Raw genomic sequence first — 18,407 nt, 5'->3', positions numbered from 1 at the left:
CGTGATCTAACATGGTGATAAGTCAGGATTTGTTGGGAATCACTGATTCCGAAGTCCAGCAGAGGGCTTCGACTCACGCGACAGACGTGGTGTGCCTCTGCCTGGACTTTTTTGGTGTGCAGGGGCGCCTGAGACTTACTCTTGGAGTATCGGATGGCAGTCCTGGAAATCGCGTTCGAAGAGATGACCGCCGAGCAGTTGCTGGCCGAGATGAACCGGCCGGAGACCTCGGACCTGCAGAAGATCCGCATCCGTGAGCGTCTGGTGGAGATGTATGCAGGTCTGGTCAACGACGTCACGCGACGCTACTACCACCGCGGCGAACCCATGGAGGACCTGCGCCAGGCCGCGTACGTCGGCCTGATGAAGGCCATCAACGGCTTCGATCCGGAGCTGGGGCATGAGTTCCGCGGCTACGCGATGATCACGATGGTGGGCGAGGTCAAGCGGCATTTCCGCGACCGTACTTGGGCCATCAGGGTGCCGCGCGTCTACCAGGAGCGCCGGCTGGAGCTCAACAAGGCCACCGCGGAGCTCACGCAGACGCTCGGCCACGCGCCGACCGTCGCGGAGCTGGCCGTCAAGATGGGCATCTCGGATGAGGACGTGCTGCTCACGCTCGACGCGTCGGCGGCGTACAACACGCTGTCACTGGACGCGCCGGTCGGCGGCGAGGAGGACGCTGCCGACCTGGGCGACTTCCTGCCCGCGCAGGACGACACGCTGGACGACATGCTGGGCGCGCAGGCGATCAAGCCGCTCATCGACGCGCTGCCGGACAGGGAACGCAACATTCTCCTCATGCGCTTCTACGGCAACATGACCCAGTCCGAGATCGCCGCCGAGTTCGGCATCTCGCAGATGCACGTGTCCCGCATCCTGCGGGCCGTGCTCGCCAAGCTCCGCAAGCAACTGCAGGACTGAGCGGGTCATCCGGTACGCCAGTCGCCCGACCCGAGCGCCCCGGCGGCCTGCGGGCCCATCAGCCCCAGGCCGCCGTCGACGTACACGGTCGCACCCGTGACGTAGGAGGCGGCGGGACCGGCGAGGAAGGCGATGACCGCGGCGACCTCCCGGGCGTCGCCGGGCCGGGAGATCGGATAGCCCGGCCGGGAGCCGGGTTGCGGCGGCACGTCCTCCTGCCCGGTCATCGGGGTGGCGATCTCGCCGGGCGCCACGGTGTTCACGGTGATGCCGTAGTCGGCCAGTTCCAGCGCCAGGACGCGGCTGAGCAGGCGCAGGCCGCCCTTGACCGCCGCAGCCCGCTCGGGATCGGTCAGGTCATGCCGGCGCACGGCCGGGGCCCTGCCGAGCCCGCGTACCAGCTCGGCCGTCTCCTCCGCGCCGTCGCGGTCGCTGTGGTAGGTGATGCCGACGTCGAACCCCTGCTCGGCCAGTGCCACGGCAGTGGCCTTGCCGATGCCGGAGTCGGCCCCGGTGACGACGGCCACTTGGTCGTACATGTCGCTCATGTCAACGTTGGTCCCCACAGAACCGCTCGGTAGTCTCCATGTCCATCGCGTGAAAGCTCTAACGGACGGATCACCCAGCATGAACGCTGACGTCATCGTCGTCGGAGCCGGCCTGGCCGGCTTGGTGGCGACCTGCGAGCTCGTCGACAGAGGCAAGAAGGTTCTCCTGCTCGACCAGGAGAACGCGGCCAACCTCGGCGGCCAGGCCCACTGGTCCTTCGGCGGCCTGTTCCTGGTGAACTCGCCGGAGCAGCGACGGCTCGGCGTACGCGACTCCTTCGAGCTGGCCTGGAGCGACTGGCAGGGCAGCGCCGGGTTCGACCGCCTCGAGGACGAGGACTGCTGGGCGGTCCAGTGGGCGCGGGCGTACGTGGAGTTCGCCTCCGGGGAGAAGCGCGCCTGGCTCGACCGCCTCGGCGTCAAGCTGCTGCCCACCGTCGGATGGGCCGAACGGGGCGGCCTGCGCGCGGACGGGCACGGCAACTCCGTCCCGCGTTTCCACGTCGCGTGGGGGACCGGGCCCGGCGTGCTGGAGCCGTTCGTCCGCCGGGTCCGGCAGGCCGCCGCCGAAGGGCTGGTCACCTTCCACCATCGCCACCGGGTCGACGAGCTCGTCGTGTCCGGCGGTGCCGTCCAGGGCGTCCGCGGCACGCTGCTGGCCGAGGACGACTCGCCGCGCGGCGTCACGTCCAGCCGCGAGCCGATCGGTGAGTTCGAGCTCACCGCGCCCGCCGTGATCGTCACGAGCGGCGGGATCGGCGGCGACCACGACCTGGTACGCCGCTACTGGCCCGAGCGGCTCGGCCCGGCGCCGGAGAGCATGCTCACGGGCGTGCCCGCCCACGTCGACGGGCGCATGCTGGAGATCAGCGCCCAGGCAGGGGCGCGGCTGGTCAACCGGGACCGCATGTGGCACTACACCGAGGGCGTGCGCAACTGGGACCCGATCTGGCCGGGGCACGGCATCCGGATCCTGCCCGGCCCTTCCTCCCTGTGGCTCGACGCGCGGGGGCGGCGGCTGCCCGACCCGTGCCTGCCCGGCTACGACACGATGAGCACGCTGCGGCATCTGCGGAGCACGGGGCACGATCACTCGTGGTTCGTGCTGACGCAGAAGATCATCGAGAAGGAGTTCGCGCTGTCGGGCTCGGAGCAGAACCCCGACATCACGCGCAAGGACCGGCGGGCCTTCCTCAAGGAGCGGCTGGTCGGTAAGGGGGCGCCCGCCCCGGTGGAGGCCTTCAAGCGGCACGGAGCGGATTTCGTCGTCGCCTCCACCGTGGAGGACCTGGTGGCCCGGATGAACGAGCTGACCAAGGAGCCGCTGCTGGACCCCGCCCTGGTGCGCCGCCAGATCGTGGCACGCGACCTGCAGCTGGCCAACCCCTACAGCAAGGACGCCCAGGTCCAGGGCATCCGCAACGCCCGCCGCTACGTCGGCGACCGGCTGGGCCGCGTCGCCACGCCACACCGGCTCCTCGACCCGGCCGCCGGTCCGCTGATCGGCGTCATGCTGCACGTGCTGACCCGCAAGACGCTCGGCGGCATCCAGACGGACCTGGACTCGCGGGCGCTGGGCCCGGACGGGCGGCCGGTCGAGGGGCTGTTCGCGGCGGGGGAGGTGGCCGGGTTCGGCGGCGGCGGGGTGCACGGGTACAACGCGCTGGAGGGCACGTTCCTCGGGGGCTGCCTGTTCTCCGGCCGTCAGGCCGGCCGCGCTGCCGCTGGCTGACGGGGTTGCTCGCGTGTGGGGCCGCGGGCACGGCGCGATCCTTCGACCGCCGTTTGAACGTCCGCCTCCTAGGCTTCAGTCCATGATCGCCATCGAGCCCGCCATCCTGTACTTCGGCACCCCGGTCGTGCTGCTCTCGACCGAGAACGACGACGGATCGGCCAATCTCGCCCCGATCTCCTCGGCGTGGGCGCTCGGCCAGGTGATCGTGCTCGGGCTGGGTGCGGAGGGCCAGACCGCGTACAACCTCTCGCGCCGCCCCGAGGTGGTGATCAACCTGCCCGCGCCGCACCAGTGGGCGGCGGTGGAGCGGCTGGCGCCCCTCACCGGCCGCCATCCGGTGCCCGCGAGCAAGCCGCACGGCTGCCGCTTCGAGCCGGACAAGTTCGGCGCGGCGGGGCTGCGGGCCGAGCCGTCCGACACCGTACGGCCGCCGCGCGTCGCCGAATGCCCCCTTCAGTTGGAGGCTCGCGCCGAACGGGTACGGCCGGGCGTCTCGGGTGGGTTCGTCATCGCCGAGGCCGTCGTCGGCAAGGTCCACGCGGACCCGCGCATCGTCGTCCCCGGCACCCACCACGTGGACCCGGCCGCCTGGAGCCCGCTCATCTACAACTTCCGCCACTACTTCGGGCTCGGCCCTGAGCTCGGCCATTCCTACCGCAGCCAGACACCTCGGCTATGACGGCTCAGAGCGCGTTGGTGTTCTGGGCTGCCTGGTAGACGGCCATCGCCTCGTTCCCGAAGAAGGGGCCGAACATGAAGTTCGGCGCGAAGTTGTACTTGAAGCTGTTGACCGAGTTCAGCCAGCCCTGCCCGGTGGACTCGTCGAAGCCCTGGAACCAGGGTCCGCCGCTGGACCCGCCGGTCATGTTGCAGCGCAGCCCCAGGTCGCTGGTCATGACGGTGTCGTCGAACGCGCGCCCGCTGCAGTAGATCAGCCGCGACCCGTCGAACGGCGCCGCCGCCGGGTACCCGAAGGAGTACATCTGCCGCCGCCTGGGCTGGTTGAACGCCACGCCCTGCCCGCCCACCACGTCGGTCAGCGTCTGCCCCTGCAGCGGCGCGACCACGGCCGCGGCGACGTCGAAGTTGATGTCCTCTCGAGCGTTCCACTGCTGGGTGGTCAGCAGCCTGGTGGCGACCCAGGTGCCGAACGGGCGCCGGCCGTTGTCGAACCCGGGGACGAACACCCAGTTGCGGTGCGAGGCGCCGTTCAGCTTCACGCAGTGCCCCGCCGTGATCACGACGCTTTCGTTGGCGCTGGTCACGGCCGTGCCGGAGCAGGAGGAGTTGCGGCCTTCCGCCGTGGTGAAGAACACCCGCCCGACGGTGCGCACGACCGCGCCCCCGTCGATCCACCGCAGCCCGGGGCTGTTGGGCACCAGAGTCCGCTGCTCAGCCGAGACGCCCCGGACCGACCACGCGGCACTCTGGGCGCTGACCGCCGAGGAGTTGCCGAAGGTCCACGGGGTGCGCCGGGCCGTGGTGGACGAGGCGCCGCGGGTCGCCCACGGGGTGCCCTGGCTGGGGTCGTCCCACTGGCTGGTGCGGCGCGGTGCGGGCGCGCCCAAGGGCTGCGCCGCCAGCATGCGCTGCGGCGTCCAGTACTGCAGGACGGTCCTGCGCTCCGACCAGGAGTCGGCGCCGGACCATCCGACGGGCCGCCTGGGGTCGAGGCCGGTCGAGGCACTGGCCTGGGCGGCGCCCACGGGGACCAGGGCGCCTGCCACGGTGAGCGCGACGGCGGAGAGCAGGGCGACTCTGCGGTGCATTACGTACCTCCCGAAACCGGACAGTTGCTGCTCGGAGGTACGTGCGGAGAAGTCGATCTGACTCAACGTATGCGCATATGGATATGAAAGTGGCAGCCGGTGGAACCCTCTACCGAACAAAGTTCTGTATGATGAGGCGATGACGGACATCTTTGATGATCTGGCTGCGGAATACCGTCAACTGGACGCGGTATTGGAGTCCTTGTCCCCGGATCAATGGTCCCAACCTTCGGCGGCCGCGGGCTGGACCGTCTCCGACGTCGTCCTGCACCTCGCCCAGACCGAGGAAACGGTCACCGGCCAGTCCATCACGGAGGGGACGGCCCTCCTGCCCTCCGCCGAGACCACCGTGGACGGCCTGGCCGACGAGATGGTCGCCGCGGAGCGCGGGATGCCGCCGGCCGACGTGCTGGCCCGCTGGCGCAAGGCCGCCTTCGCCACTCCTGACGCACTTCGCGCCCATCCACCGGGCACGCGCCTGTCCTGGGTCAGAACCCCGCTGTCGCCGCGCACCCTGGCCACGACCAGGATCGCCGAGCATTGGGCGCACGCCCTGGACATCACCGTTCCACTGGACCTCGCCTACCCCGACACCGCCCGGCTGCGCCATGTGGCCTGGCTGGCCCACCGTACGCTGCCGTACGCCTTCGCCGTCACAGGCCTCCCGGACGCCCCGGTCTTCTGCGAGCTCACCGCACCGGACGGAACCCGCTGGACCTTCGGCGATCCGGACGCCCCGAACCGGATCACCGGGCTGGCCTCGGAGTTCTGCCGGGTCGGCGCCCGCCGGCTCGCGCCCGAGCAGACCGGCCTCACCGTCGAGGGCCCGCGCGCCGCCGAGGCGCTCCGCGTCGTACGCAACTACGCCGCCTGATCCCTTCCTGCCTGCGGCAGGCATGAGGTAATCAAGGAGGTGATCATCACGACCTGACCGACTCTCAGGAGGAAATCGATGCCGTACATCGAGCTGGGCAATGATGCTCCGGGCATCGTCGGGCTGCTGCAGTACCGTCCCGAGACCGGCAAAGTGCTGAGCGAGCTCGCCGAGGTGCTGCTGCGCGGCGACAACACCTTGTCGCGGGGCGAACGCGAGCTCATCGCCTCGTACGTCTCCGCGCTCAACGAATGCCGCTTCTGCGCGATGTCCCACGGCGCGTTCGCCGCCGCCCAGCTTCCCGGAGGTGAGCCGGTCGTCGCCCATGTCTGCTCGGCCCCCGACACCGCGCCCGTCCCCGACAAGCTCCGGGCCCTGCTGGGCCTCGCGGCGGCGGTGCGGCGCGGCGGGACCGCGGTCACCCCTGAGGACGTCGAGGCGGCCAGGAAGGCCGGCGCCACTGACCTCGAGATCCATGACACGGTGCTGATCGCGGCCGCGTTCTGCATGTACAACAGGTACGTGGACGGCCTGTCCACGGCCGCTCCCGACGACCCCGCGCTCTACGCCCGCCGCGCCTCCCACATCGTCGCCCACGGCTACCTCGCCGGCCCTTGAGGGGGCTTGCCTGGTAGTGCCGCGGCGCCCCGCGACGTCAGGAGGTGTCCGAGCGGGAGGAGGCGGTCGCCAGCAGGGTGAGGGCGGCGGTGCGGGCCTGTCCGGCCGTGTCGGCGGTGCCGTGGTGTGCGGCGACGATGGTCGCGCCCTCGACCAGCATGAGCAGCTGACGGCCCAGGGCGCCGGGATCGGCGGCTCCCGCGCGCGCGGCGATACCGGTGAGGAGATCGACGTAGCGGTCCAGATGCCGCGTGGTGATGGCGCGCACGGCGTCGTCGTGGTGCTGGGCGGACGCGTTCACCATCGCACAGCCGCGGAAGGCCGGCCTGTCGTACCACCGCTGGAGAGCGTCGAAGACCGAGGCCAGCTGGTCGTGGGGGTCGTCTCCGGCCGCCGCGACGGCCTCGGTCAGCCAACCGGTCACCCGCTCGCTGCGCGCCTCGAGTATGGCCTGCACGAGGCCGTCCTTGGTGCCGAAGTGCCGGTAGAGCGTTTCCTTGGACACCCCGATGCGGGCGCACAGCTCAGCGACGCCGATGCCGTCGATTCCGCGTTCGTAGAGCACCGGAGTGGCCGCTTCGAGGATGGCGGCGCGGGTGCGTGCCGGGTCGATCGTCGATCCCTTGGCGACTGGCATGCCATAGATAGTACCGATCGGTTCGATGGGATGCTAGCGTCATGGATCGTACCGATCGGTTCGATCTGGGGAGCCTTCGATGATGGACCCGCTTGCCACCGACCCTCCTCGTGACCCGGGCTTTCCGGCCGCCACACCTGCGGTGACCTTAGACAGCAGCGGCGTGGCCTTGCTGGGTGTCCTGCATGTGCCGGCCGGCCCGGGGCCGCACCCGGTCGTCGTCCTGTTGCACGGATTCCCGGGTAACGAACGCAACTTCGATCTCGCGCAGGTGCTGCGCCGTGCGGGTTACGCGTCTTTGGTGTTTCACTATCGTGGCTCGTGGGGCGTCGGTGGCTCGTGGTCGTGGGGCCACGTGCTCGAGGACACGGCAGCGGTCGTGGCCGGACTGCGCGACCCCGACTTCGCTTCCGCCCACCGGCTTGATCCGCGGCGGCTGGTGTTGATCGGCCACAGCCTCGGTGGCTTCGCCGCCCTGATGACCGCCGCGGCGGAGCCGTCGATCGCCGCGGTCGTCTCGGTGGCCGGGTTCGACTTCGGTGCGGTGGCAGCGCTGTGCCGTGCTGACCCGAGCCTCCGGGCGAGCTATGTCGAGGCGTTCGCCGGTGAGCTCGGCCCGCTGCGAGGCACCAGCGGGGAGGCGCTCGTCGCCGAGATGGAGGCGGGCGGCGAGTCGTGGCGGCTGGCCAGGCTCGCGCCGCTGCTGGCGGACCGCCCGGTGCTCCTCATCGGCACCAGTCTCGACACCGTCACCCCGCACGAGGTGCATCACGAACCGGTCGTCAAGGCCTACCAGGCGCAGCCCGTCGAACACCTCGAACACCACGTCTTCGCGACCGACCATGCTTTGTCGGACCACCGCGTGACACTGGCACGTACGATCGTCAGCTTCCTGGCGCGACGCCCGTGAGGCCGGCCCGCGTGAAGACGGCCCCTATGAAGACGGCCCAATGAAGACGGCCCAATGAAGACGGCCCAATGAAGACGGTGCAGTGGCAGGCGCTTCGGCTGGCTCTCGGCACCGCGTCGGCGCTCGGGTTGGCGCGCTTCGCGTACGGATTGCTTGTCCCGGCCATGCGTGACGGCCTGCATTGGAGCCTGGCCGAAGCCGGGGTGATGAGCGCCGCCAACGGGCTCGGCTACCTCCTCGGCGCGCTGCTGACACCCCTCGTCCGGCGCCGGCTGGGCACCGCCGGCACCTTCCGCTGGGGGATGGCCCTCACCGTGGTGGCGCTCGCCGCCACTGCGGTCAGCGGTGACCACCTGGCGCTGCTGACCGCACGGGCCGTGGCCGGGGCGGCGGGGGCCTCGGTGTTCATCGCCGGCGGTGTGATCGCGGCGCGCATCGCCACCGACATCTCCTCCGGCGTGCCCATCACCGTCTATTTCGCCGGAACCGGGCTGGGCATCGTGTTCAGCGGCGCGCTCATCCCTGCCATGGGGGATCGCTGGCAACTCGCCTGGGTCGGCCTCAGCGTCGCCGCCGGTCTGGCGACGCTGGTCAGCTGGGGCGCCGCACGCACCGGTGAGGACAAGGAGGCGTCGGCCGCCACCGCCGGGCGAGCGCGGGTGTGGCCGGTCTGGCGAACCGCCCTGGCCTATCTGCTGTTCGCCGCCGGTTACATCACCTACATCACGTACCTGTCCGCCTACCTCGCGGACCGAAACGTGCCGGTCGCGCAGGTGACGCTCACCTGGACGGTCTTGGGGGTGGCCGTCATGGCGGCGCCCTCCCTGTGGAGTCGCCCCATCACCACCTGGCCCGGTGGCAGAGCCCTCGCCGTGCTGCTCGCGATCCTCGCGGGTGGAGCGGCACTCGCCCTGACGTCCTCAGCGGTGCCGGTCATCCTCACCTCCGCGGTCGTTTACGGGGCGACGTTCATGGCGGTTCCCGCCGCCGTCACCTCGCTCATCAAGAACGGCACGTCCCCCGCCGACTGGACGGCCACGCTGGCGGCCTTCACGACCTTGTTCGCGGCCGGCCAGACTGCCGGGCCGTGGATCGCCGGCATCCTCGCCGATCACACCTCGACCGACGCCACACTCGCCTGGACCGCGATCCTGTGCGCGGTGGCAGCCGCGATCGCCGCCACCCCTGCAGGCCGTGCGCGCCCCGCACCGCCGGCCACGAGAGAAAGAGAACGGCAGTGACCACCTTTGCTCTGATTCCCGGCATGTGCCACGGCGGCTGGTGCTTCGAGCAAGTCACCGAACAGTTGCGCCGCCACGGGCACCGTACGTACCCGCTGACTTTGACCGGGCTCAGCGAGCGCAGCCATCTGCTGCACGGCGGTGTGAACCTGGAGACCCACATCCAGGACGTGACCGCCGTGCTGACGGCAGAGAACATCCAGGACGCGGTGCTGGTCGGCCACAGCTACGGGGGGATGGTGATCACCGGGGTCGCCGGCCGCGTGCCGGACCGGGTGGACTCGCTGGTCTACTTGGACGCCGTCGTGCCGCGGCCCGGCGATTCCATGTGGAGCCTGGTCTCCGACCGGGAGCGGCAGTGGTACCTGGACGTGGTGGAGACCGGCGACGCCGTGCGTCCGCTGCCCTTCTTCGATCCGCGAGCCACGCCGCACCCGCTCGCCTCGCTCCTCCAACCGCTCGCGATCACTGGGGACACGGCGCACGTGCGGCGCAACGTCTATGTGTACGCGGCGGGGTGGGCGGACCAATCACCGTTCACCCCCACATATCAGCGGCTGCGCGAGGACCCCTCATGGACCACGTACGCGCTGGACAGCGGGCACAACCTCATGCGGGACGCCCCGCAGGACCTCCTGAAGATCCTGCTCGAGATCGCCGAACCCGGCTGACGGTCGCGGTCAGACGATGTTCAGCTCGGGCCTCGCCCCGGCCAGGGCGAAGCGGCCCGCGTCGAAGCCGGTGACGTCCACGAACGGCGTCCGGCCCAGGCAGAGGTCCCGGACCACCTCCCCGACGGCCGGGCTCATGAGGAAACCGTGGCCGGAGAAGCCGGTGGCGTAAAGGAACCGGTCGACGTCCGGAGCGGTCCCGATGAGCGCGTTGTGGTCCGGCGTCACCTCGTACAGGCCGGCCCACCCGCCGGCGATGCCGGTCTCCATCAGCGCCGGGGCGCGGCGGGCCATGGCCTCGCCCAGGCGCGGCAGCCAGGCGTCGGATCGGTCCAGCTTGAACCCCGGGGTCTCGTCCGGGTCGGACATGCCGAGCAGCAGCCCCGGGCCCTCGCGGTGGAAATAGAGCGTGGTGCCGAAGTCGATGGTGAACGCGGTCGGCGGCAGCTCGGGGATCGGTTCGGTGACGAGGATCTGCCTGCGTAGCGGGGTCACCGGCAGGTCGACGCCCACCCACGCGCCGATCTCCCGAGACCAGGCGCCGGCCGCGCAGATCACGGTGCCGGTCTCGATGCGGCCGCCTTCTGTCTGGACCGCGACGATGCGGCCGTCTACGGTCTCGATGCCGGTCGCGGCGCAGTTGGGCAGCAGTCGCGCGCCCAGCCGCCGGGCCGCGCCCGCGTACCCGAGCACCACGGACTCGGGTGTGCAGTGGCCGTCGCTGGGGGAGTAGGCGGCGGCGAGCAGCCCGTCGGTGTCGATCAACGGTGACAGCTCCGCGGCCTCCCGCACAGAGATCATCCGGCTGGGCACGCCCAGGTCATTCTGGATCGCCACGTTCTTCTCGAACTCCGCGACCGACTCCGCCGAGTCGAGCAGGAACAGGTAGCCCGGCTTGTGCAGGTCGATCTCCTGCCCGAAGCGGTCGGCGAAGGTCTCGAACGTCTCCAGGCTGCGTACGGCGAGCTCGATGTTGACCCGATCGGAGAACTGCGCGCGCACGCCCCCGGCCGCCTTCGAGGTGGAGCCGGAGCCCAGCGGCCCCTTGTCGATCAGGACCACGTCGTGCACCCCGGCCGCCGCCAGTGCGTACGCCGAGCTGACGCCCATGGCGCCGCCTCCGATGATGACCGCCGAGGCCTGTGAGGGCAGCACACGTCCGGTCTCGTGCATGGATCGGTTCCTTTCGCCGGTTACCCGATCCAGCATCGCGGATCGGACAGACCGGGAGGAAGTGGTGCGCGGCCATCGGTTCCGGCTACCGAGGGCTCGTGGGCGAGCACAGATGAATCGGCGGCGGGAAATGCAAATTGACAATTCTTCGCCAATTCTTTATTCGATGCAAAAGATTCGGCTCCGGTGTGGCGCTGTGACGTGAATCACATCAACTGTAAGCATCGTGCTGGTCTGATCGACTCGCTCACCACGGATCGCATTCCGCCCTGCGGCCGTGTGGTCGCATTTTTCGAAAGGAACGGCACATGTTCACGCCCCTTCCCGACCGGCCGAAGCCCCGTCACTCGGTGAGGAGGGCGACGAGGCTGGCCATGAGCGGCTCGCTCTCGGTCGTGTTGGTCGCCTCCTTGACGACCAGTGCGGGCGCCGACGATGATCACGAGCAGGTGCAGAAGCAGAAGCACGATCAGCATGTTTTTCGCGATCACGACTGGTGCGAACCGCGCATCTTTTTCAAACGTCACCACCTGTCGCCCAGGAACTTCTTCGTTCCCCGCACCCGCTTCATCGACGGCCCTGGCGGCTCCATGACGGTGTCCGTCACGCGGGAACATGAAGTTCTCGCGTTCCTGGAGACAGAGTTCTCGAAGCGGCACGAGGTCACACGTACGTTCGGTACTACTGAGGTCGTCAAGGAACTGCGGAAGCTGGGCCTTCCTCACCTCGAAGAGCGGCACATGGTCTTCACTGGGCACGAATACACCCAGGAGATCAGTGACGGAATGTACGGCAACATGTGGTACCGGGTGCTCGGTTACCGTGTCGGCTGGTCGGCGTGGTCGGTGCTGCGTACCTGCCGCCACGTCAAGATCGACTCAGGTATCGCCAACGTGCCGGCCAGGGTCGAAGGCTGGCGGTACTGGGAGACCAAGCACCCGATGTTCAAGGGCCGCATCATCTCCAAGAAGTGATCAGGTCACCGGCGGCGACGGCGTCTTCGCGAACGGTCGCCGCTGTCGCCTTCACCCGGCTCCGGTAGACGGACCAGCGACATGCAGACCTGGGCGGCCGTCTTGGTGCGGTGAATAGTCATGGCTTCGCTCCTCTTCAGAGTTGTGGGAGCAACCGAGGGAGCCTGGGATGTGCATCCCCGGTGTGAAATCGGACGTATCTCTCAAACTAGCCCAATAATCCGGGCGGAGGGGTGACCGCAAATTGAGTTTGACCTAAGAAGGACGGCGCAATGCCCATTCGACCCCAGGGCAACGATCCATGACGACCTCGAGGCCGGCGTCGCGAGCACGCTGAGCCGCGGCCACGTCGATCACGTCAAGGGGCAACCAAACCGCCCCGGCCTCCACGGCGATCGCCTCGTCCACGGCCTCGCCCGCGTGCTCCGAACGCCGGTACACGGCGACGACGTCCAGTTTCGCCGGCACGTCGGACAACGACGCGTATCCAGGCTCGCCCAGCACGGTCTCGGCGGCAGGATGGACGGGGATGATCCGCCTGCCTCGCGACTGGAGCAGGCGCGCCTGGTCGTAGGCCGTACGGTGCGGGTGGTTGCCGAGGCCTACGAAAGCCCACGTCTGTGCCTGTCCGAGCAGCCGCTTGATGACCTTCTCATCCGCGTAGCGATTGTCCATGCCCAGGGCAACACCGCGGGCCACGCGTAACTTCCGGTGCCGGGATTCACGTGTCCATGACGCCGTACGCGGAGGCTCGGAACAGGAAAGACGCCCAGGAGCGGTAGGGCCGCCAGGAGTCGGCCAGCCTCCGGTAGGCGGCCGGCGGCGCGTCCTCCGGCAGCCCGTACGCCTCGCGCAGAATCGCGAACAGGCGCGGCTCGTCGCCGGGGAACGCGTCCGGCGCGCCCGCGCCGCGGATCAGGATCAGCCCCGCGGAGAACGGCCCCACCCCGGGCAGGCCACGCAGCTCGGCCAGCGCCTCCTCCGGGCCGAGCGACCGAAGATGATCGGCGGTGAGCAGGCCGTCGAGCGCCGCACGGGCCAGGCCGCGCACCCACTCCTCCTTCTGCGCGGGCAGGCCCAGTCCGCCTGCCTCCAGCAGCGTCACGGGCGGGGGAAAGGCCGCGTAGGTTCGCCCGTCGACGGTCACCTGCGCGCCGTACCGCTCGGCGATGCGCTGCTTGAGCCGGGAGGCGATGAGCATCGACGAGCGCTGTACGATCACCGCCCAGCACGCCGCCTCCCATGGGTTCCAGAAACACACCGGCCGCAGTCCTGGGCGGCGTCGTTGCAGGTCGCCGAGCACCGGGTCGGCCTCGCCCAGCTTGGCGAAGCCGGCGCCGTCCACGTCCAGGGAGAGGATCCGCGCCACCTCGCCCCGGATCCCGGGCCCCGCGGCTCGCGTCGTGGCGACACTCACCCCGCCCGGCACGCCCATGACGGTCACGCCGATCGGCAGCCAGTCGGACTCCGCGCAGTAGGCGAAGCGCAGCGCCCGCCCGTCCGAAGGGAGCACGCTGGTGGCCGGCCAGTCCTCGACGAACCGCAGCGAGGCGCAGAAGTCGAACGGGCCTTGGGCGGTGAGCGTGAATCGGTGCGTGGTCATGCGCGCATGGTAGGGGCTAGGACAGCTCGGCGACCCGGTCCGCGCTCCGCCCTACCATGTGACCGTGAGCCCAAGCCCTCGATCCGTGCCCAGCATCCGGGACGTCGCCGCCGCCGCGGGGGTCTCCTACCAGACCGTCTCCCGCGTGCTCAACGACTCCCCGCGCGTGCGGCCGGAAACGCGCACCGCCGTGCTGGCGGCCATCGAGCGGCTCGGCTTCCGTCCCAGCCGGGCGGCTCGCGCCCTAAGCCTGGGCCGCGCCCGCGGCATCACCGTGGTCACGTCCAACACCGTGCTGTATGGCTACGCCACCACGCTGCAGGGCCTGGAGGAGGCGGCCCGCGCCGAGGGCCTGGCCATGGGCATCAGGGTCGTGGAGTCGGCCGCGCCCGCCGAGGTGAAGCAGGCCGTGGACTATGTCAGCGACGCCAGCGCGGGCGGCGTGGTGGTGATCGCGTGGGATCCCATGGGCATCGCGGTGCTGGAGGCGCTGCCGCCGGACGTTCCCGCCGTCGCCGTGGTGGAGCCGGCCGCGCCCGACCGGGGCCGGGTCGCGATCGCCTTGGACGAGCGCCGGGCCGCCGCCGACGCCACCCGGCACCTGCTGGAGCTGGGCCATCGCACCGTCCACCACGTGGCGATCCCGTCCGAGGGCGGCCCGGGCGGCCGGCTGGCGGGCTGGCAGGACGCGCTGGCGCAGTCCGGGGCGGAGATCCCCGAGGTGCTGGGCTGCGGGTGGGACATCAAGTCGGCCTACGAGGCGGGGCGGCGGCTGGCCGCCGAGCCGGAGGTCACCGCGATCCTGTGCGGCAACGACGACATCGCCCAGGGGGTTCGGCGTGCGCTGTACGACGCGGGCAAGGACGTACCCGGCGACGTGAGCATCGTCGGGTTCGACGACATCCCGGGCTCGGCGTACTGGACTCCTGCCCTGACCACGGTGCGGATGGACTTCGCCGGACTGGGCCGGGCCTGCTTCCACGCCGCCGTGGCCGAGCTGACCGGCCAGGCGCAGCCCACCGGAGCTCGCGGCGCCCGGCCCGCCCTCGTGCCGCCCGCGCTCGTGGTCCGCGAGTCGACCGCGCCGCCGCCTCATTCCTGAAATCGGCACGTAACGATCCCGCAAAGAGGCTTCTCTTCTTGTTGTGTGACCGCTCACACTAACGCCTACAGCCGATGTGACCGGTCACAAACGGCACTCAGCTGAGGTCGTGCGTTACCTGAGGAGAGATCTTGAAGCCTGCTGACGTTGCCCAGACCCTGCGCTGGGGCCATGCCGGCCTCGACGCCGTCGTGGAGATCCACCCGGATCGCCCGGTGGCGCTCCGCGAGTTGTCGGCCGGCCCGGCCGGCTCTCCGGCGCGGGTGTCGCAGCCGCTGGTGGAGGTGCTGATCCCCGGCGAGGGCCGGGCCCGCGCCTCGCAGCGGCTGTCGGAGACGGCGGTGGGCTGCCGGTTGCGGTACGCGGGCTCCGACCAGTCGAGCGACGGCGACTGGCGCGAGCTGCGCGTGCGGTTGCGGGATGAGACGTCGGGGCTGGGCGCCGAGGTGACGATGCGCTCGCTCGAGGGCGTGGCCGCGGTCCAGACCCAGGTCAAGGTGACCAACCTGAGCGACAGGCCCGTGCTGCTGCTGGCCGTCACCTCGTTCGCGGCGGGTTTCCTCGGGCGGCCGGTGAGCGAGCTCGACGTGTTGCGGGCGAGCAGCGAATGGCTGGGGGAGAGCCGTTGGTCCCGGGGGCCGTTGAGCGAGCATGTCGCCGACCTCGGCGTGGCCGGGCACGGCCAGCACGGGAAGGGCGTGTTCGCCCTGACCAGCACCGGCACCTGGTCCAGCGGGGAGCACGTGCCGATGGGCGGGCTGACCGACCGGCGCACCGGCCAGACCTGGCTGTGGCAGATCGAGCACAACGGCCCCTGGCGGTGGGAGACCGGCGAACGGATGGATGGCGTCTACGTCGCCCTGTCCGGGCCGACCGACCTGGACCACCAGTGGAGCGAGTTGCTCGCGCCGGGCGCGTCGTTCACCTCCGTGCCCGTCTCGATCGCCGTCTCGAACGACGGCGTGGAGGGCGCGGCGGCGGCCCTGACCGCGCACCGGCGGGCGCTGCGGCGCCCGCACCCCGACCGGGCCGCGCTGCCGGTGGTGTTCAACGACTACATGAACACGCTGATGGGCGACCCTACGACGGACAAGCTGCTGCCGCTGATCGACGCGGCCGCCGCGGCGGGGGCGGAGGTCTTCTGCGTCGACGCCGGCTGGTACGACGATGGCGGCGACTGGTGGGACAGCGTCGGCGAATGGCAGCCCTCCCAGACCCGCTTCCCCAACGGGCTGGAAGAGGTGCTGGCGCACATCGCCGGCCGTGGCCTGACGGCCGGCCTGTGGCTGGAGCCCGAGGTGATCGGCGTACGCAGCCCGATGGCCGACAAACTGCCCGCCGAGGCCTTCCTCCAGCGCGGCGGCGAGCGTCTGGCCGAGCACGGCCGCTACCACCTGGACCTGCGCCACCCGGCCGCCGTCGCACACCTGGACCAGGTGGTGGACCGGCTGGTGGAAGAGCTGGGCGTCGGCTACTTCAAGCTGGACTACAACATCAACCCCGGCGCCGGCACCGACCGGGACGCGACCAGCGTCGGCGCCGGGCTGCTCGCCCACAACCGGGCCCACCTGGCCTGGCTGGAGGGCGTCCTGGACCGGCACCCCCACCTGGTGCTGGAGAACTGCGGCTCCGGCGCGATGCGCATGGACTACGCGCTGCTGACCCGCATGCAGCTGCAGTCCACCAGCGACCAGCAGGACTTCCTGCGCTACCCGCCGATCGCGGTGGCCGCGCCGCTGTCGGTGCTGCCCGAGCAGGCCGCCAACTGGGCCTACCCCCAGCCCGAGATGACGGACGAGGAGATCGCCTTCACCCTGGTCACGGGCATTCTGGGCCGTCTCTACCTGTCCGGCAACCTGCATAGGATGACCCCGCAGCAGTTCGCGCTGGTCAAGGAGGGTGTCCGGCTCCACCAGAGCCTCCGCCCGGACCTGATCCGAGCCACGCCGTGCTGGCCGCTCGGCCTGCCCGGCTGGAACGACCCCTGGCTCGCCCTCGGCCTGCGTGCCGGGGACAGCACCCACCTGGGGATCTGGCGCCGGCCCGGCGCCATGGACACCACCGTGCTCTCCCTGCCCCACCTGTCGGGCCGGGACCTGAGCGTGGAGGTCGTCTACCCCGAGGCGGCGAACGGCTGGACGCACACGTGGAACCCGCGGACCGCCGAGCTCACCGTCACCGCCGCACGCCCCGCACCCACCGCCCGCATCCTCCGGCTCCGCCCTCTCTGACCCGCAAAGGAGCTCACCGTGAGACTCGCAGCCTTCACCGCGGTCGCGACCGCCGCAGCCCTGGCACTCACCGCCTGCAGCGATCCCGCAGCGGGGCCCGCCACGCCCGCCGCCGGCGACGCCCCCACCGCCTGGCCCTCGCCCACCGCCCGCCTGGACGGGGTCACGCTCACCATCTGGGCCGCCCAGAACAGCAACACCGTGCCCAAGGCCGTGACCGACGCCTTCACCCAGGCCACCGGGGCCAAGGTCGAGGTCGTCACCATCCCGGATCCGTACGAGCAGGGCGTGCAGACCAAGGTGGCCACCGGCGACAAGCCCGACCTGGCCTTCTGGCAGCCCACCGCGTCCATGCTCACCGCGCTCAACGCCCGCTCCAACCTGCAGCCGCTCGACGGCGCGCCGTGGGTGTCGACCCTGGCGCCGGAGCTGCGTGACATCACGGGCCTGCTGGACAAGACCCGCTACGCCGCGTTGATCACGAGCCCGGCCGTCGAGGGCGTCTACTACAACAAGGAGGTCTTCGCGGCCAACGGCATCACCGAGACGCCGAAGAACTTCGACGAACTGCTGGAGGCCGGGCGCAAGCTCAAGGCCAAGGGCGTCACCCCGTTCTTCGAGATGGCCGGTGACAAGTGGGCCACGCAGTGGTGGGTGCAGGTGCAGCTCGCCGACGCCGCCAAGAGCGGTCTCTGGGACCGGGTCAACACCGGCAAGGAGACGTTCGAGGACAAGACGATCCTGGACGCGATCAAGAAGTACAAGTCGCTGATCGATGAGGGGCTGTTCAACTCCGACATCAAGACGGCGAAGTTCGAGGACCAGGGCGAGGCGCTGCTGTCCGGCAAGGCCGCGATGGCCATGCAGGTGAACTCGTTCTTCGGCCAGCTCCAGGCCAAGGCCGACACGGCGGAGCTGGACAAGAAGATCGGCTTCTTCCCGATCTCGCCGTCCGGGAACGTGGGCACGTTCATCCCCGACCAGTCGAACGCGCTGGTCGCCTTCCGCACCGGCGACGCCAAGCGGGAGGCCGCCGCGCGGCAGCTGCTCTCGTACTGGATGGGCCCCGGCTATCAGGGCTTCGTCGCCGACAGGAAGACCGTGTCGCTGCGCAGCGACGTGCCCACCCCCGCCGGGGTGCCGCAGGCGCTGCTGGACGTGCACAAGTCGGTCGGCACCTCGGTCGGGTCCATGCAGGCGCTGGCCGTGGCCAACCCCGACCTGTACCTGAACCTGGCCGACATGATCACCGGTAGCCTGACGCCCGAGCAGGTGGCCGCCGCCACCCAGAAGCAGTTCGCGCAGCTCGCCAAGGCCGCCGGGGCCTCCGGCTTCTGACCCACGTACGCCCGGCGGGAGGCTCACGCGGCCTCCCGCCCTCCCTTCTAGGAGGCGCC

General features: G+C 70.4%; 18 protein-coding genes. 12 read left to right on the top strand and 6 right to left on the bottom strand.

Annotation, left to right across the window (positions count from 1 at the left end; all coding sequences use genetic code 11):
* Positions 1-153: 153 nt before the first annotated feature.
* Positions 154-924 carry a SigB/SigF/SigG family RNA polymerase sigma factor gene (locus tag ACTWPT_RS31745; RefSeq protein ID WP_443181169.1) on the top strand — a complete coding sequence of 257 codons (771 nt, stop codon included), beginning with the start codon at positions 154-156 and terminating at the stop codon, positions 922-924.
* Positions 925-929: 5 nt separating this feature from the next.
* On the opposite strand, the gene ACTWPT_RS31740 is transcribed toward ACTWPT_RS31745, so the two are convergent.
* Positions 930-1,472, bottom strand: a complete 543-nt coding sequence (locus ACTWPT_RS31740; RefSeq protein WP_443181168.1) for an SDR family oxidoreductase — start codon at positions 1,470-1,472, stop codon at positions 930-932.
* Between the two features lie 79 nt (positions 1,473-1,551).
* On the opposite strand from ACTWPT_RS31740, the gene ACTWPT_RS31735 reads away from it, so the two are divergent.
* Positions 1,552-3,204 carry an FAD-binding dehydrogenase gene (locus ACTWPT_RS31735; protein ID WP_443181167.1) on the top strand — a complete coding sequence of 551 codons (1,653 nt, stop codon included), beginning with the start codon at positions 1,552-1,554 and terminating at the stop codon, positions 3,202-3,204.
* A gap of 82 nt (positions 3,205-3,286) precedes the next feature.
* The gene (locus tag ACTWPT_RS31730; RefSeq protein WP_443181166.1) at positions 3,287-3,886 is read left to right on the top strand and encodes a flavin reductase family protein; all 600 of its coding nucleotides are present in this window, start codon (positions 3,287-3,289) and stop codon (positions 3,884-3,886) included.
* 4 nt (positions 3,887-3,890) lie between these two features.
* Here the strand turns inward: ACTWPT_RS31730 and ACTWPT_RS31725 are convergent, their stop codons facing one another.
* Complete coding sequence (locus ACTWPT_RS31725) at positions 3,891-4,976, bottom strand: trypsin-like serine peptidase (RefSeq protein ID WP_443181165.1); 1,086 nt, start codon at positions 4,974-4,976, stop codon at positions 3,891-3,893.
* A gap of 139 nt (positions 4,977-5,115) precedes the next feature.
* On the opposite strand from ACTWPT_RS31725, the gene ACTWPT_RS31720 reads away from it, so the two are divergent.
* Together ACTWPT_RS31720 and ACTWPT_RS31715 are read left to right on the top strand one after the other, a co-directional pair.
* A complete protein-coding gene (locus tag ACTWPT_RS31720) occupies positions 5,116-5,850 on the top strand; it encodes a maleylpyruvate isomerase family mycothiol-dependent enzyme (RefSeq protein ID WP_443181164.1) in 735 nt (244 codons plus the stop codon).
* Between the two features lie 78 nt (positions 5,851-5,928).
* Positions 5,929-6,468 (top strand): carboxymuconolactone decarboxylase family protein, encoded by a 540-nt coding sequence (locus ACTWPT_RS31715; RefSeq protein ID WP_443181163.1) that lies wholly within the window; start codon positions 5,929-5,931, stop codon positions 6,466-6,468.
* A 37-nt stretch (positions 6,469-6,505) separates the two neighbouring features.
* Here the strand turns inward: ACTWPT_RS31715 and ACTWPT_RS31710 are convergent, their stop codons facing one another.
* Positions 6,506-7,105 (bottom strand): TetR/AcrR family transcriptional regulator, encoded by a 600-nt coding sequence (locus ACTWPT_RS31710; RefSeq protein WP_443181162.1) that lies wholly within the window; start codon positions 7,103-7,105, stop codon positions 6,506-6,508.
* Positions 7,106-7,184: 79 nt separating this feature from the next.
* Between ACTWPT_RS31710 and ACTWPT_RS31705 the strand changes: the two genes are divergently transcribed.
* The 3 genes from ACTWPT_RS31705 to ACTWPT_RS31695 all read left to right on the top strand — a co-directional run bounded on the left by ACTWPT_RS31705 (position 7,185) and on the right by ACTWPT_RS31695 (position 9,927).
* A complete protein-coding gene (locus tag ACTWPT_RS31705; RefSeq protein WP_443181161.1) occupies positions 7,185-8,015 on the top strand; it encodes an alpha/beta hydrolase family protein in 831 nt (276 codons plus the stop codon).
* 68 nt (positions 8,016-8,083) lie between these two features.
* The gene (locus tag ACTWPT_RS31700) at positions 8,084-9,256 is read left to right on the top strand and encodes a YbfB/YjiJ family MFS transporter (RefSeq protein WP_443181160.1); all 1,173 of its coding nucleotides are present in this window, start codon (positions 8,084-8,086) and stop codon (positions 9,254-9,256) included.
* The gene (locus tag ACTWPT_RS31695; RefSeq protein WP_443181159.1) at positions 9,253-9,927 is read left to right on the top strand and encodes an alpha/beta fold hydrolase; all 675 of its coding nucleotides are present in this window, start codon (positions 9,253-9,255) and stop codon (positions 9,925-9,927) included. The genes ACTWPT_RS31700 and ACTWPT_RS31695 overlap by 4 nt, the downstream gene beginning before the upstream one ends.
* A gap of 9 nt (positions 9,928-9,936) precedes the next feature.
* Here the strand turns inward: ACTWPT_RS31695 and ACTWPT_RS31690 are convergent, their stop codons facing one another.
* Positions 9,937-11,100, bottom strand: a complete 1,164-nt coding sequence (locus ACTWPT_RS31690; protein WP_443181158.1) for an NAD(P)/FAD-dependent oxidoreductase — start codon at positions 11,098-11,100, stop codon at positions 9,937-9,939.
* A gap of 374 nt (positions 11,101-11,474) precedes the next feature.
* Here ACTWPT_RS31690 and ACTWPT_RS31685 point away from each other — a divergent pair, with 374 nt between their 5' ends.
* Entirely contained in the window at positions 11,475-12,074 is a 600-nt protein-coding gene (locus tag ACTWPT_RS31685) for a hypothetical protein (protein ID WP_443181157.1), read from the top strand.
* Between the two features lie 255 nt (positions 12,075-12,329).
* Here the strand turns inward: ACTWPT_RS31685 and ACTWPT_RS31680 are convergent, their stop codons facing one another.
* Together ACTWPT_RS31680 and ACTWPT_RS31675 are read right to left on the bottom strand one after the other, a co-directional pair.
* Positions 12,330-12,749 (bottom strand): CoA-binding protein, encoded by a 420-nt coding sequence (locus ACTWPT_RS31680; RefSeq protein ID WP_443181299.1) that lies wholly within the window; start codon positions 12,747-12,749, stop codon positions 12,330-12,332.
* A gap of 46 nt (positions 12,750-12,795) precedes the next feature.
* Positions 12,796-13,677, bottom strand: a complete 882-nt coding sequence (locus ACTWPT_RS31675; protein WP_443181156.1) for a DNA-3-methyladenine glycosylase family protein — start codon at positions 13,675-13,677, stop codon at positions 12,796-12,798.
* A 64-nt stretch (positions 13,678-13,741) separates the two neighbouring features.
* Here ACTWPT_RS31675 and ACTWPT_RS31670 point away from each other — a divergent pair, with 64 nt between their 5' ends.
* From ACTWPT_RS31670 to ACTWPT_RS31660, 3 genes are all read left to right on the top strand, one after another.
* Positions 13,742-14,779 carry a LacI family DNA-binding transcriptional regulator gene (locus ACTWPT_RS31670; RefSeq protein ID WP_443181155.1) on the top strand — a complete coding sequence of 346 codons (1,038 nt, stop codon included), beginning with the start codon at positions 13,742-13,744 and terminating at the stop codon, positions 14,777-14,779.
* Between the two features lie 131 nt (positions 14,780-14,910).
* Positions 14,911-17,010 (top strand): alpha-galactosidase, encoded by a 2,100-nt coding sequence (locus ACTWPT_RS31665; protein WP_443181154.1) that lies wholly within the window; start codon positions 14,911-14,913, stop codon positions 17,008-17,010.
* An 18-nt stretch (positions 17,011-17,028) separates the two neighbouring features.
* Positions 17,029-18,348, top strand: coding sequence for an ABC transporter substrate-binding protein (locus ACTWPT_RS31660; protein ID WP_443181153.1), 1,320 nt, complete (start codon positions 17,029-17,031; stop codon positions 18,346-18,348).
* Positions 18,349-18,407: the final 59 nt, after the last annotated feature.

Source organism: Nonomuraea sp. 3N208 (assembly GCF_052245935.1).
In the GTDB taxonomy this organism is placed as follows: Bacteria; Actinomycetota; Actinomycetes; order Streptosporangiales; family Streptosporangiaceae; genus Nonomuraea.
The sequence above is the reverse complement of the archived record's forward strand: the minus strand, read 5'-3'. Positions and strand labels throughout refer to the sequence as shown.